This window comes from Nocardia sp. CA-136227, from assembly GCF_050955695.1.
Classification (GTDB): domain Bacteria; phylum Actinomycetota; class Actinomycetes; order Mycobacteriales; family Mycobacteriaceae; genus Nocardia.
The window spans coordinates 6,727,466-6,740,382 of the sequence record NZ_CP192081.1 but is presented as its reverse complement, the minus strand read 5'-3'; the positions used below and the strand labels follow the sequence as shown (position 1 = coordinate 6,740,382).

13 protein-coding genes and 1 tRNA gene are annotated in these 12,917 nt (G+C 67.7%); 7 read left to right on the top strand and 7 right to left on the bottom strand.

Annotated elements, in window-relative coordinates:
- Window positions 1–64: 64 nt before the first annotated feature.
- The 3 genes from ACQP06_RS31370 to sigJ all read right to left on the bottom strand — a co-directional run bounded on the left by ACQP06_RS31370 (window position 65) and on the right by sigJ (window position 2,943).
- Entirely contained in the window at window positions 65–1,522 is a 1,458-nt protein-coding gene (locus tag ACQP06_RS31370) for a dihydrolipoyl dehydrogenase family protein (RefSeq protein ID WP_433668438.1), read from the bottom strand.
- A gap of 19 nt (window positions 1,523–1,541) precedes the next feature.
- The gene (locus tag ACQP06_RS31365; RefSeq protein ID WP_433668436.1) at window positions 1,542–1,988 is read right to left on the bottom strand and encodes a VOC family protein; all 447 of its coding nucleotides are present in this window, start codon (window positions 1,986–1,988) and stop codon (window positions 1,542–1,544) included.
- A 112-nt stretch (window positions 1,989–2,100) separates the two neighbouring features.
- Window positions 2,101–2,943 (bottom strand): RNA polymerase sigma factor SigJ, encoded by an 843-nt coding sequence (gene sigJ, locus ACQP06_RS31360; RefSeq protein ID WP_433668435.1) that lies wholly within the window; start codon window positions 2,941–2,943, stop codon window positions 2,101–2,103.
- 88 nt (window positions 2,944–3,031) lie between these two features.
- On the opposite strand from sigJ, the gene ACQP06_RS31355 reads away from it, so the two are divergent.
- Window positions 3,032–3,427, top strand: a complete 396-nt coding sequence (locus tag ACQP06_RS31355; protein WP_433668433.1) for a nuclear transport factor 2 family protein — start codon at window positions 3,032–3,034, stop codon at window positions 3,425–3,427.
- 53 nt (window positions 3,428–3,480) lie between these two features.
- On the opposite strand, the gene ACQP06_RS31350 is transcribed toward ACQP06_RS31355, so the two are convergent.
- The 4 genes from ACQP06_RS31350 to ACQP06_RS31335 form a co-directional block, all read right to left on the bottom strand.
- Window positions 3,481–3,843 (bottom strand): hypothetical protein, encoded by a 363-nt coding sequence (locus tag ACQP06_RS31350; protein WP_433668431.1) that lies wholly within the window; start codon window positions 3,841–3,843, stop codon window positions 3,481–3,483.
- Between the two features lie 216 nt (window positions 3,844–4,059).
- Window positions 4,060–4,132, bottom strand: a tRNA-Ala gene (locus ACQP06_RS31345).
- A 532-nt stretch (window positions 4,133–4,664) separates the two neighbouring features.
- The gene (locus ACQP06_RS31340; RefSeq protein WP_433673487.1) at window positions 4,665–5,225 is read right to left on the bottom strand and encodes a TetR/AcrR family transcriptional regulator; all 561 of its coding nucleotides are present in this window, start codon (window positions 5,223–5,225) and stop codon (window positions 4,665–4,667) included.
- Between the two features lie 153 nt (window positions 5,226–5,378).
- Entirely contained in the window at window positions 5,379–6,089 is a 711-nt protein-coding gene (locus ACQP06_RS31335; RefSeq protein ID WP_433668430.1) for a uracil-DNA glycosylase, read from the bottom strand.
- Between the two features lie 119 nt (window positions 6,090–6,208).
- Here ACQP06_RS31335 and ACQP06_RS31330 point away from each other — a divergent pair, with 119 nt between their 5' ends.
- From ACQP06_RS31330 to ACQP06_RS31305, 6 genes are all read left to right on the top strand, one after another.
- Complete coding sequence (locus ACQP06_RS31330; RefSeq protein WP_433668428.1) at window positions 6,209–6,883, top strand: trimeric intracellular cation channel family protein; 675 nt, start codon at window positions 6,209–6,211, stop codon at window positions 6,881–6,883.
- 105 nt (window positions 6,884–6,988) lie between these two features.
- Window positions 6,989–7,432, top strand: a complete 444-nt coding sequence (locus ACQP06_RS31325; protein WP_379271204.1) for a GyrI-like domain-containing protein — start codon at window positions 6,989–6,991, stop codon at window positions 7,430–7,432.
- Window positions 7,429–7,863 carry an effector binding domain-containing protein gene (locus tag ACQP06_RS31320; protein WP_433668426.1) on the top strand — a complete coding sequence of 145 codons (435 nt, stop codon included), beginning with the start codon at window positions 7,429–7,431 and terminating at the stop codon, window positions 7,861–7,863. The genes ACQP06_RS31325 and ACQP06_RS31320 overlap by 4 nt, the downstream gene beginning before the upstream one ends.
- 387 nt (window positions 7,864–8,250) lie before the next feature.
- Window positions 8,251–8,865 (top strand): hypothetical protein, encoded by a 615-nt coding sequence (locus ACQP06_RS31315; protein ID WP_433668424.1) that lies wholly within the window; start codon window positions 8,251–8,253, stop codon window positions 8,863–8,865.
- A complete protein-coding gene (locus ACQP06_RS31310; protein WP_433668422.1) occupies window positions 8,865–11,012 on the top strand; it encodes an Rv1355c family protein in 2,148 nt (715 codons plus the stop codon). The genes ACQP06_RS31315 and ACQP06_RS31310 overlap by 1 nt, the downstream gene beginning before the upstream one ends.
- Window positions 11,013–11,076: 64 nt before the next feature.
- Complete coding sequence (locus ACQP06_RS31305) at window positions 11,077–12,900, top strand: putative bifunctional diguanylate cyclase/phosphodiesterase (protein ID WP_433673486.1); 1,824 nt, start codon at window positions 11,077–11,079, stop codon at window positions 12,898–12,900.
- Window positions 12,901–12,917 lie beyond the last annotated feature (17 nt).

Genomic DNA, 12,917 nt, shown 5'->3' with positions numbered 1-12,917 from the left:
CCGCCGGGCGCTGGCCGCGAGCGTCGGATGACGTACTCGCTGACGGTCACACGCCGCCGCGCGGTCAAGGCTTCGCGCGCTGATCCCGGTAGGTCTCCAGCAGTCGCAGCCACACCTCGCTGATGGTGGGGAACGACGGCACCGCATGCCAGAGCCGGTCCACGGTGATCTCGCCGGTGATGGCGATGGTCGCCGAATGCAGCAGCTCCGCCACGCCCGGTCCGGCGAAGGTGGCCCCGACGATCACCCGGCGCTCCGGGTCGATGAGGATGCGCGCCCGGCCGCGATATTCCGGATCGTGCTGGATCGCGCCCGCGACCCGGCCGATCTCGTAGTCGACGACATCCACCGTGCGGCCCAGCCGCGCCGCCTCCTCGGTGGTGAGGCCGACCGCGGCGATCTCCGGATCGGTGAACACCACCTGCGGGACCGCGACCAGATCGGCGGTCCCGGCGTGCGCGCCCCACGGCGACCGGTCCAGCTCCCGCCCGGCCGCCCGATCCGCGATGACCTGCCCCGCGATCCGCGCCTGATACTTGCCCTGATGGGTGAGCAACGCCCGGTGATTGACATCGCCTACGGCGTACAGCCATTCGCCGTCGACGGCGGTCACGGTGAACGCGTCATCGGTGGCGAGCCAGTCGCCGGAGGCCAAACCGACTGTCTCCAAGCCGATATCGTCGGTGCGCGGCGCCCGGCCCGTCGCGAACAGCAGCTCGTCGACCACGATCCGCTCGCCGCCGGACAGGCCGAGGTGGATGCCGTCGTCGGGTCCGCCCGCCCGTTCCGCGGTCACGATGCCCGACCCGAATCGCAGGTCGACACCCGCCGCACGCAGCCGATCGGCGACCAGGTCCGCGGCGAACTCCTCGACGCGGGTGAGCAGCCGCGGTTCCCGTGCGATGAGCACGACCTCGGACCCCAGAGCCCGCCACGCCGTGGCCATTTCGACGGCGACCACTCCCGCGCCCAGAATGCCGAGTCTGCTCGGCACCTCGCGGGCGCTGGTGGCCTCACGACTGGTCCACGGCCGCAGCGCGTCCAGGCCCGGCAGCGGCGGGAGGGCCGCCCGGGTGCCCGTGCACACCGCGACCGCGTGCCGGGCCCGCAATCGCACGGTGCCACCGCCGGGCGTCTCGACCGTCACCTCCCGCACCCCGTCGAGCCGCCCATGACCGCGCATCAAGGCGATGCCGGCGGATTCGAGCCATTCGACCTGGCCCTGATCGTCCCAATCGGCCGCCATCCGGTCGCGATGCTTCAGGACCGTGTCGGCATCGAGCGGCCCGGTGACCGCGTTCCCGACGCCCGGGAACCGCGCGGCCTCGCCGTACAGCAGCGCGGGCCGCAGCAGCGCCTTGCTGGGTTCGCAAGCCCAGTACGAACATTCGCCGCCGACCAGCTCGGATTCGACGATGACGGTGCGGAGTCCCGCGGCGGCGGTGCGGTCGGCGACATTCTCGCCCACCGGTCCCGCCCCGAGGACGATGACGTCGTACATCTGGATGTTCTCGTCGGACATGATCTGCTTTCGGTGCGGGTCAGCGGCCGGGCGCGCGCTGAGTGATTTCCTGCAGGAACCAGCTGTTGCCGTCGGGATCGCCGAACGCCGCGAAGGAACCGTAGCTGCGCCGCTCCGGATGCGCACCCGCGACGCGATCGGTGGTGCCGGCGTGATGGAAGACGCCGGTCGCGTCCCGGAACGGACCCTCGACGGCCACCCCGCGCTCGGTCAACTCCACGACCGCCTTCTCGATATCGGTGACCACCAGGTGCAGGCCGCGCAGCGTTCCCGGCGCGGATTCGCTGACACCCGCCCCGAAGATGATGGAGCATCCGGACCCCGGCGGCGTCACCTGAATCACGCGATATCCGTCGTTCACCGCGAAATCCGCGTCGAGCCGGAACCCGAGCCGATCCACATAGAACGCCTTGGCACGGTCGACATCCGACACGGGCAGCACGACGACTTCGAGCTTCATATCCATGATCGTGTCCTCCTGTGGTGTAGGGGTTTTCGTGATCCCACTGTCGCCCGCCGGCCCCCACCGCCACATCCGTCAGCTGACGCTGCGGGCGACGTACACCCTCGGTACGTCGTCAGCCGAGGTGCGCGATCTTGACGCTGTTGAGGATGAACCGGACCGCGTGGATGCGGTCGCCCGCGATATCGAGGGAGACGACCATGGCCGGTCGTCCGCGTGACGTGATCACAGCTCCTGGACCGGAATTGACGAGGGCTGGTCGCACCTCCGCGTCGGTCGGCCAGGCCCAGGTGACCGAGCACAGGTAACCGGCGACCGGGAGCATGCCGCTGATCAGCTCGCGTGGTGTCTCCGCGGTGCCGTCGGCGTCGGCCCAGAACACCACGTCCGGGGCCAGGAGCTGGGTGAGCACCGTGAGGTCGCCACCGAGCGCGGCGGCGAGGAACCGCTCCGTCACCTCCCGATGCTCCCCGAGCGAAGGCCGGTGCCGTGGCCGTCGCGCCTCGACGTATCGCCGTGCGCGATAACCCAATTGCCGTGTCGCCCGCTCCGTCCGGCCGATCATCTGCGCGATCTCCGCATGCTCGAATCCGAAGGCCTCGTGCAGCACGAACACCGCCCGCTCCACCGGATCCAGCGACTCCAACACCACCAGCAGCGCCATCGAAACCGACTCCGCCAGTTCCGAATCCACCTCCGGCCCCGTCAGCAACGGGTCCGGCAGCCAAGGCCCGACATAGCTCTCCCGCCGCGCCGTGATCTTCCGCATCTGATCGATCGCCAGCCTGCTCACCATCCGGAACAGGTAAGCCCGCGGCTCCTCCACCCCTGCCCGATCCACCCGATCCCACCGTAGCCAAGCCTCCTGCACCACATCCTCCGCATCGGCCCGGCTACCGAGCATCCGATACGCGGCCCCGAACAGCTCCGCCCGCACATCCACGAACTCCACGTTCATGCCCTATCGACGTCCCAACCCCCCGATCCGTCACACGAAACCACGAATCCCCCTGTGACGCGGCCCCTCCGCCATCCGTCTCACCACCATGACCACCACCGAATCCAGCCGCGCCGCGGTTCTCGAACTCCTCGACCACTTCGCCACCGGAGACCTCCCCGCCGCCTTCGCCCTCCTCGCCGACGACTTCATCTCCCACAACCCCCGAGTCCCTCACGACCCCGCCACCACCACGGCCCGCCAAGCCTTCATCGACTTCTTCACCACCCCCGCCGGCCAAGCCCTCGCCACCGCCACCCAACAAGTCCACCGAGTGATCGCCGACGACACCCTGGTGGCCGTCCACACCCGCCTCACCTCTCCCCACCTCCCCGAAACCGCCGTGGTCGACATCCTCCGAGTCCACAACGGCCGCATCGCCGAACACTGGGACGTCGTCCAACCGGTCCCGTCCCCCATCCCGCACCCCCACGGAATGTTCTGACCCACGGCACGAAAAAGGCCCGGTCCTGTTCGGACCGGGCCCTTCCTGTGGACCTAAGGGTTGTAGATCTCGACGTAGGCATTCGTCGCCAGCGCGAAGACGCCGGGACCCATACCGGTACAACCGGCCGAGATGGTTTGACCGGACGGTGTGAACGGATAGCTCAGCACCTTGTAGGCCCCGACGGCATACAGCGGGAACGGCCCGCTCGCGTAGAGGCCGACACAGTCGAGATGCAGCACATAGTTGGCGCCGCCATCCGCCCCGCACACCGCGGACGCGTCGAACACGCCCTTCGTCACGGTGCAGTCCTGCGGCGCGGCCTGCGCGCTACCCGACCCGGCAACCGCCACGAAGCCCAATCCCGAAACACTCATGGCCGCAACCGTCGCGGCGATACCCAATGACTTGCCCATGAATCCCCTCGGTTCGTATCACATGAAGAGCCAGGCGGCCGACTCCCGATCGGACTACCCAACTCGAGGAACCAAACATCCGAACACTATCGGGCGGACGTTCCGAGGTGTATCGGACAGATGCCCAGTCTTGTTTCTGAGGTCACCTACCGGATCCGCGCACTGCCACATACGCAAGAGAGCCGCAGGTCGATGACCTGCGGCTCTCTTGCTCTGTGGAGCTAAGGGGAATCGAACCCCTGACCTTCTCGATGCGAACGAGACGCGCTACCAACTGCGCTATAGCCCCGCGCCGGATCTTCCGATCCGCGCTCGGAGAACATTAGCAGGTGGGGTGGGGAGTCGGCGAATCGGCTGGTTAGGAGGGGTTTCTTGGGGTGGTGATGTGGATATGGGCGGGCGTTCCGGGCTGGGGGAGGGGAGATCTTGGGTATGGGGCCGGCCAGGTGGAGGCAGCTCGGGTGGTGGCGGAGAGCTTGGCTGGGGTGCGCGAGTTTCCGGTGGCGGTCGGGGGGCGGGGCGATGGAGTTGGGATGCGCGGGGGGAATTCGCGGCGGGAGTGGAGGTGGTTCTGGCGCAGGTGATTCCGTGGCTGCCGGGGGTGGGTGGGCGGCGGTTGCTGGGTTAGTGGGATGAATTCCTGTCCGGCGAACGGAATTTCGAATACAGGCCGGTGTTGATTCATGCTGATATGAGCATTGATCGTGTGCTCGGGGTGGGCGCGGGAGCGGAATTCGTTCGACGCGTGCGGGAATGGCGCGGGCAGGCGTTCGGCATACCGCACGCCATTGGGCGCAATCCGCCGGATTTCGGGTCAACGGTCAGGTTGGTTCGCTGTAGGAGTCGAGGACTCGGAGGAACAGGTCGATCCGGTATTCGCGGACCGCGGGGTTGTCCGGTTCCAGCAGGCATTGGGCCAGGGTGCCGTCGTGGACGGCCACCAGTGCGCGGCCGAGCGCGGCCGGATCGGGCACTCGCCGGCCATTGCGTCGCATGAGCGCGACGACCACCGGGGTGAGGGCCGCGGCGATCGCCTCCTCGCGCGCCACCATCACCTGCCGCAGGTCGGGATTGCGGAGCGCGTGCGCGGTGAACTCCGAGGTGATCCGAAACCACTTGTCGTCCACCGGAACCGCGGTGAGGACCTGTTCCACGGCGCGGCGGGGATCGTTCGCCACCGAGCCGGGCGCGTCCAGCACCGCCGCGGCCTCGGCCAGCATCAGCGCCGACCGCTGTTCCCACATGGCGAGGAACAGTTCCTCCAGGGAGGTGAAGTTCGAGTAGAACGCGCCTCGGGTGAAGCCGGCCCGCTCGCACACCTGCTCGACCGAGCACCGGCCGAACCCCTCCTCGGCGAACGCCTCGAACGCCGCGTCCAGCAGCCGCTGCCGGGTCTCGGCCCGCCGCGGCCGGACGCCGTTCCCGCCACCCCGGACGGTCGCGTCGCTCTGCCCGGATTCGTCATCGGCCCTGCTCACGACCGTATCCTAGCCGGTCCGCCGTACTGGACCGGCGACCGTGACGCCGGCGGTGGCTCAGCGCAGACCCGCGGCGCGGGCGGCGTCCCGCAGCACCTGCTCCAGCATCGCGGGGGTGAGGCGGCCGGTGAAGGTGTTCTGCTGGGACGGGTGATAGGTGCCGAACAGATGGATCGGGGACCGGCCGGGTGCGGCGGCGTCCAGTTCGACGTGCGCGCCGTGCCCGAACCGTGGTTTGGGTTTGGGCACCACCCAGCCGGATTCGGACAGTGCGGGCAGCAGCGCCTGCCAGCCCCAGCCGCCGAGCACCACGATCGCGCGCAAGGTCGGCGCGAGCAGCGTCAATTCGGTGGTGAGCCAGTGGCGGCAGGTGTCGCGTTCCAGCGGCGTGGGCTTGTTGTCGGGCGGCGCGCAGTGCACCGGTGCGGTCACGCGAGTTCCCAGCAAACGCAGACCGTCGTCCGCGGAGACGCTGGTCGGCTGATTGGTCAGGCCGACCGCGTGCATGGCCGCGACGAGCACGTCGCCGCTGCGGTCACCGGTGAACATGCGGCCGGTGCGATTGCCGCCGTGCGCCGCGGGCGCCAGCCCCACCAGCAGCAGCCGGGCATCGGCCGGACCGAGCCCGGGAACCGGCTTGCCCCAGTAATTCTCGTCACTGAACGCGGCCCGCTTCTCGTGGGCTACCTGTTCGCGCCAGGCCACCAGTCGCGGGCAGGCGCGACAGGCGGTCAGTTCCGCATCGAGCTGGGCAATTGTGCGGCACACCAGGCGACTCAATCACATTCCGGCCCGTACCGTGCGGCTGGGCGTCGGCTCGGCGGACCGGGCATACTGAGCGCCGTTAGCCGAGAGTTAGCGACCCCAGGAAGGGAACCGGGCGTGCAATGAGTGATCTCGTCGAACTCGGCACCGCCGCCGACGCGGCGCAGAGCGCGGGAAACCTGATGGGAGTGTTCGCATTCGGAGTGTCGGGCGCGCTGCTCGCGGTGCGCCGCCGCTTCGACGTGGTCGGCATCGCGGTGCTCGCGGTGGCCACCGCGACCGGTGGCGGCGTCATCCGCGATCTGGTGATCGGCCGCACCCCGCCGCTCGCCTTCGTGCAGGTCTCCTACGCCGGCACCGCGCTGCTGGCGGCGGCGCTCATCTTCTTCTGGCATCCGCCGGTCCGCCTGGTCCGCACCCCGCTGAACGTGGCCGACGCGATCGGCCTCGGCATCTTCTGTGTGACCGGCACGGTCACCGCGTTCCAGCACGGCATGTCGGCGACCTCGGCCGCCGCGCTCGGTTTGGTGACCGCGGTCGGCGGCGGTGTGATCCGCGACGTGCTGGCCGGTGTCACACCGAGCGTGCTGAGTGACGGTGAGCTCTACGCGGTCCCCGCGCTGCTCGGATCCGCGGTGACGGCGACCCTGCTGCACTACGGCCAATACACCTACTGGACAGGCGCTTTGGCCGGTGCGGGCGCGGTCTCCCTGCGCCTGCTCGCGCTGTTCCGGCACTGGCACGCACCCATGGCCCGCCCGCACCGCCGCCGCGAGGACGACCCCGCCGCCCGGTGAGACGAGCGCCTCTGTCGTGTCGCCCGGCACGGTCCCCGGCGATTGATAGCATGGCGAAGGCCTGGCCGACCGGCTGTGAATCACACCTCGAGAGAGTTCCTTCCAATGCAGTTCGAGATCGTCGAGCGGGACGAGACCTGGGTGGCCGGTTTGCCGGTGCGCAGTCCCAAACGCGCCCTCGGCGAACTGCGCGATCACGACCTCGAGGTGGCCTGGGCCGCGGTCCTGCACCAGGACCTCGGTGGCCCGCTGGCCTCCGCCTACACCGATTACGGGGCCGAACTGGGCACCTACAACACCCAGATCGTCGGCTACCAGTGCTCCTCGCTCGACGAGGTGACTCGCGGCCATCTGGTGGCCCGCCTGCCGCGCGGCACCTACGCCCGCTTCTCCTCGATCGGCAATTTCCCGCAGGTGATGACCGACCTGTGGACGCAGATCGCCTACGCCGAGGAGCACAACCAGATCAAGCGCATTCACACCGGTGATTTCGAGACCTACCCGCACGCCTACAAGATCGATCTGTATCTGGCGGTCGAGCCGTCATGACCTATTCGATCGTGGTTCGCCCCGGCGGCGTCTACGGCGGCCTGGTGGTTCCCCGGGTGCGCCCCAGCTTCAAGGTCTCCAACAGCGAGCTCATCGAGTTCCTGCGCGACCGCCTCCGTGATCGCGACGCCACCCAGCGCCCTCTGGTCACGGTCTACGTCCCCGACCCGGCCGGCAACTACAACGTCCTGGTCTCCTACGAATACCCCGGCCCCGACGAAGCCCCCATCGGCGACATCCTCATCCGCGTCCCCAAGGGCGTCTACGCCCGGTTCAGCCCCAACGGCGACTACCACGACCCTGTCGAGGATGTCTGGGCCCAGGTGGACGACGCCACCGCCTCCGCCGAGATCACCCGCGCCTACCGCGAGGAGATCGAGATCTGGCACGGCCCGGCCGAACTGGAGCTCTTCATCTCCATCCTGGTCTGATAGCCAACCGTTAACTGATTGAGAACCAACCGGTCTTGTCGACAGTTTTCATGACTGACAGCAATGGTTTGACCTGGCGGGATTTCTTTACAGCCATTCGGGTTCCGGAGGATTTGCCGGACGCCTGGACAATTTCAGCGCCCTGGCGGATACTCCCCTAGGCGCCTACGTCCGCCACTGGTTGATGCATGACCGTATCGGGCGAAGTCGCAGCAGTCGCGCGGGTCAGTTGTTTAGTTGGAGTGGAACTGTATGTCAGTCGAACCGATCGAGCGCGTCCCGGCGAAAAGTCCAGGTCACGGCATGCTCCGATTTCAGGAGCCGCGAACCGGATACACGATCTTGGTTGGCTCTCCGGAGTCCGACCCGGATCTGTGGCGCCGAAACATGGACGGCGCGCTGGCGGCTTATCGGTGGTTCGGCTCCGAGGAAGCGCTCGAGTACGACAAGGTGATCGACGGCGCCACCACATCGCTGTTCTTCGTGGCGCTCGATCCTGAGGGGCAAGTTGTCGCCGGCGTGCGGGCCGAGGGCCCGCACAAGCAGGTCGACGAGATGCGTGCGGTCGCGAGCTGGGAAGGGCTGGAAGGTGACTCGGCTTTCCGGCACCTGATCGCCGAGCAGATCCCGCACGGCGTGATCGAGTGCAAGGCCGGCTGGGTGAACCGTGATTCCGAACACCGCCACGCGCTGGCCGATTGGATGTCGCGGGCCTGTGTTCACGCCGCATTGCTGCTCGGTGTCCGCTACATCGGTTCGCATTCGCCGGAACACGCGTTGAATCTCTATCGCAGCAGCGGGGCGAATGTGGCCTGGTGGATTCCGCCGTCGTCGTATCCGGATGATCGTTACCGCACGTTCGCGATCTGGTGGGATATGGATACATATGCTTCCGTGGCGACCGAATCGCAGGCGCGAATGATCGAGATCGAATTGTCTCAATTGCGGGAGAATGGCCTTTTGCCGCGCATTGTCTGGGCACCGGCCCAAGGGCTGGCGTAATGATCGAAAACGGCGGATCGGAGGAGCATTATCGCCCGATACTGCTCGATGAATCCGATCCGGAGCACGCTGCCCGGCTTGCCGACTTGTTGTCGGATTCGACGATCGAGGTCCGGGACTTGCGCGCCGATTTGCGCGCCGAGTTCGCGAGTCTGGTTGCGCCTCCGGAAATATTCGAATCACCGGAGTCGGATCGGTGGGCGTATTACCCCTGGCGCCGTGCGGTTGTCGCACTGCCCGGTCCGCGGCTGCTCCGTACCGTTCGGCTCGACCGGAATCGCAACAACCTCACTCGCGTGGAACAGGAGATCCTCGGCACCCAGGCCATCGGTGTGGTCGGGCAGAGCGTCGGTCACGCCGTGGCCCATGTGCTCGCCATGGAAGGCACCTGCGGACTGCTGCGGCTGGCGGACTTCGACACCGTCGAGCTCTCCAATCTGAACCGGCTCCCGGGCACCCTGTTCGACCTCGGGGCCAACAAGGCCGTGGTCGCCGCCCGCAGGATCGCCGAGCTGGATCCGTATCTGCCCGTGGAAATCTTCCCCACCGGCGTCGACGAGGAGAACATCGAGGCCTTTCTCACCGGTCTGGACATCGTTGTCGAGGAATGCGATTCGTTCGACATGAAGCTCGCGGTGCGCGAGGGCGCTCGCCGCCTGAGGCTCCCGCTGGTGATGCACTCCAGTGACCGCGGGCTGCTCGATGTCGAGCGTTTCGATCTGGAACCGGAGCGTGAGCCGTTCCACGGCTTGCTGGGCGGCGTCACGGCCGCTGAACTGCGCGGACTGTCCACCCGCGACAAGACCCCGCTCATGGTCCGCATTCTGGACGGCCGCAATCTGTCGGCCACGCTGGCCGCGAGCATGGTGGAGATCGGCGAGACGCTCAACAGCTGGCCGCAGTTGGCCTCCGACGTGCAGCTCGGCGGCTCCAATGTGGCCGCCGCGGTGCGCCGGATCGGACTGGGACAGGAGCTGCGGTCCGGACGCACCCGCGTCGACATCGAGAAGAGCCTGGACGAGATCGTCGAGCCCGAACTCCGGGACGAACTGGTGTGGCCGGACGGACCGGACGAGCAGGGCCCACGGTCAGGCGTCGAGGCCGTGCTGGAATGCGCACAGCGGGCGCCCTCGGGTGGCAACGCCCAGCCGTGGACGCTGCGCGCCGATGCGGACGCGGTGACCATCGCTCTCGCGGCCGAGCACTCCTCGATGATGGACATCGGCCGCCGGGGCAGCGCGCTCGCGGTCGGAGCGGCGCTGTTCAACGCGCGCGCTGCCGCGGCCGCACACGGGATGCTCGGCGAGAGCGAGCTGCGGACCGGCCCAGCGGGACCGCTCACCGCCGTGCTGCGGTGGGGCTCGGGTGCTGATCGGGAGTTGTCCCAGCACTACAGGGCGCTGCTCGATCGGCGCACCAATCGTGGTGAGGGCACCGGCGCGCCGATCCCGGTCGAGGTCGTGGACGGACTCCGGGCCGTGGCGACGCGAGCGGGTGCGACGTTGCACCTGGTCACCGATCGTCCCGGTATCGAATCCGCGGCGCGCATGCTGGCCGAATCCGAGCGGACGCGCTACCTGACCCGGGACATGCATGCCGAGATGACGTCCGAGCTTCGATGGCCCGGCGACGATCTGCGGACCGGGATGGATCTGCGCACCCTGGATCTCCGGCCGGACGGTCTGGCCAAGCTCGAGATCGCCATTCGCCCCGATGTCATGGCCCATCTGCGCTCCTGGTCGGGCGGTACCGCCCTGGTGGAGGACACGCTGACGAAACTGCGATCCAGTTCGGCCGTGGCGGCGCTGACCTTCCCTCGTCCGGAGTTGGACGACCCGTCCGAACTCGTGGCATATGCCCAGGCAGGAGAGGCGCTCCAGCGGGTCTGGATTGCCGCCGAACAGTCCGGACTCGCGGTTCAACCCGTTTCTCCGGTGTTCCTTTATGCCCGACGCCCCGGGGAACTACATACGGTTTCCCCGGAGTTCGCCGATACACTAACGTCACTTCAGGGCAGGTTCCTGGAGCTGTTGGAAGTGCCTGGGCACGAAACGATGGCGCTGGTGCTGCGTCTCGGATACGCGTCGGAGCCTGCTGTTCGCAGCGGCCGGCGTCGGATACCGAGTCCCGGCATGCGCGGCGAGTGAGATCGGAGACAAGGTGCCTCGGCGAACTCTCGACTCATTGGTGACCCAGGTCGCCTCGGAGTTGATGGCGGTCGATGCGTCCACGATGGCGGCCGCGAGTGAGCGTGTGCTGGCCTGGCTGGTGGAGCACTTCGATGTCGATTTCAGCTTCCTGCGTTTCACGGACGAGACCCGCGCGGCGTCGGTCCTGATCGCCGAATGGCCGCATCGCGAGCTGCCCGTGGATGTCGATCCTTTGCAGGTGGCCAACCTCGAGGATCCCACCGAGGCATTGACGCGCTTCGGTGAGACCACCGAGCCGATCATCATCAGGCCCGTCCCCGAATTCGCCGATTATCAGCGTCTGATTCACCAGGCCGCCGGAATCGAGGCCGTGTCCGCCGCCGCGGTGCCCCTGGTTTCCCGTGGCCGAGCGACCGGATTACTCGGTTTCATCAAAGAGGGCGACCGCGAGTGGAGCACTCGTGAACTGAATGTGCTCAAGGCGATCGCCGCCCTGTTCGCGCAGTTGCAGGCACGTGTCGTGGCCGAGGAACGGCTCCGATTCATCGCGATGCACGACGATCTGACCGGTCTGGTGAACCGGCGCGCGCTGCTGGAGCACATGGAGGAGCGGCTACGTGCCGGTAATGCCGGCCCGGTGGCGACCTTCTTCCTCGATCTGGATCGGCTCAAGGCGCTCAACGACTTCCTGGGACATACCGCGGGCGACAATTTCATCCGCTCGCTCTCGACCCGATTGCGCGAGAACCTCGACCCCGCCGACATGATCGCCCGGCTCGGTGGCGACGAATTCGTGATCGTGCCCGCGAAGCCCATGGACGCGGAGTCGGCCGGGGTGGAGGCCACCCGGATTCAGCAGTTGATCGGGCGGCGGGTGACGGTTGGGGAGGAAACCGTCAGCCGTGGGGCCAGTGTCGGTGTCGCGCTGGGCATTCCCGGGGAGACGACGGTCTCCGACGTGCTGCGGCGGGCCGATCATGCCCTGTTGTCGGCGAAGTCCAGTGGTGGCAATGGGGTGGCTGTCTTCACCGACGCGATGCGGGCGCAGTTCGAGTTGCAGGACGATGTCGAGCTGAATCTGCGGAGCGCGGTGTCGGACGGGTCGCTGGTATTGCACTATCAGCCCGAGGTGGATTTGCGGACGGGGCGGGTCGTCGCCTTGGAGGCGTTGGTGCGGTGGCAGCATCCGACCCGGGGGTTGTTGCCGCCGGGGGCGTTCGTCGGGGTGGCGGAGGCCACGAATCTGGCGGGCGAGCTGGGGCGGTGGGTGATCCGCACGGCCAGTGAGCAGTTCGCGTTGTGGCGGCGGCGGGGGCTGGCGTCGAATGTGGTGATCCGGATCAATGTGTCTCCGGTGCAGCTGGTTTCGCTGGACTTCGTGGAGACCATGGAGGGGATTCTGCGGCGGTACGGGATCGACGGGTCGTCGGTGTGCCTGGAGATCACCGAACATGTTGTGGTGCAGGATCTCGCGCGCACGCAGGTGACGTTGCGCGGGCTCAAGCGGATGGGCGTGCAGATCGCGATCGACGACTTCGGGACGGGGTATTCGTCGCTGTCGCATCTGAAGGCGCTGCCGGTGGACGCGGTGAAGATCGACCGCGGGTTCGTGCAGCGGCTGGGCGCCAGCGCGGATGATCTGGCGATCGTGAAATCGATTGTGGGGCTGGCGGGTTCGTTCGGTCTCGGTGTGGTCGGCGAGGGTGTGGAGACCACGGTGGCGGCGCGCACGCTGGTGGCGCTGGGCTGTTACCGGGCACAGGGCTTCCTGATCGCGCGGCCGATGCCGGCCGAGGAGGTCGAGGAGCATCTGGCGGCGGGCCGGATCGCGCTGGATCTGGATCTGCCCGGTACCAGCCGGTCGGTCCTGCCCGGACCGTCCTGACCTGCCCGGAAATAATC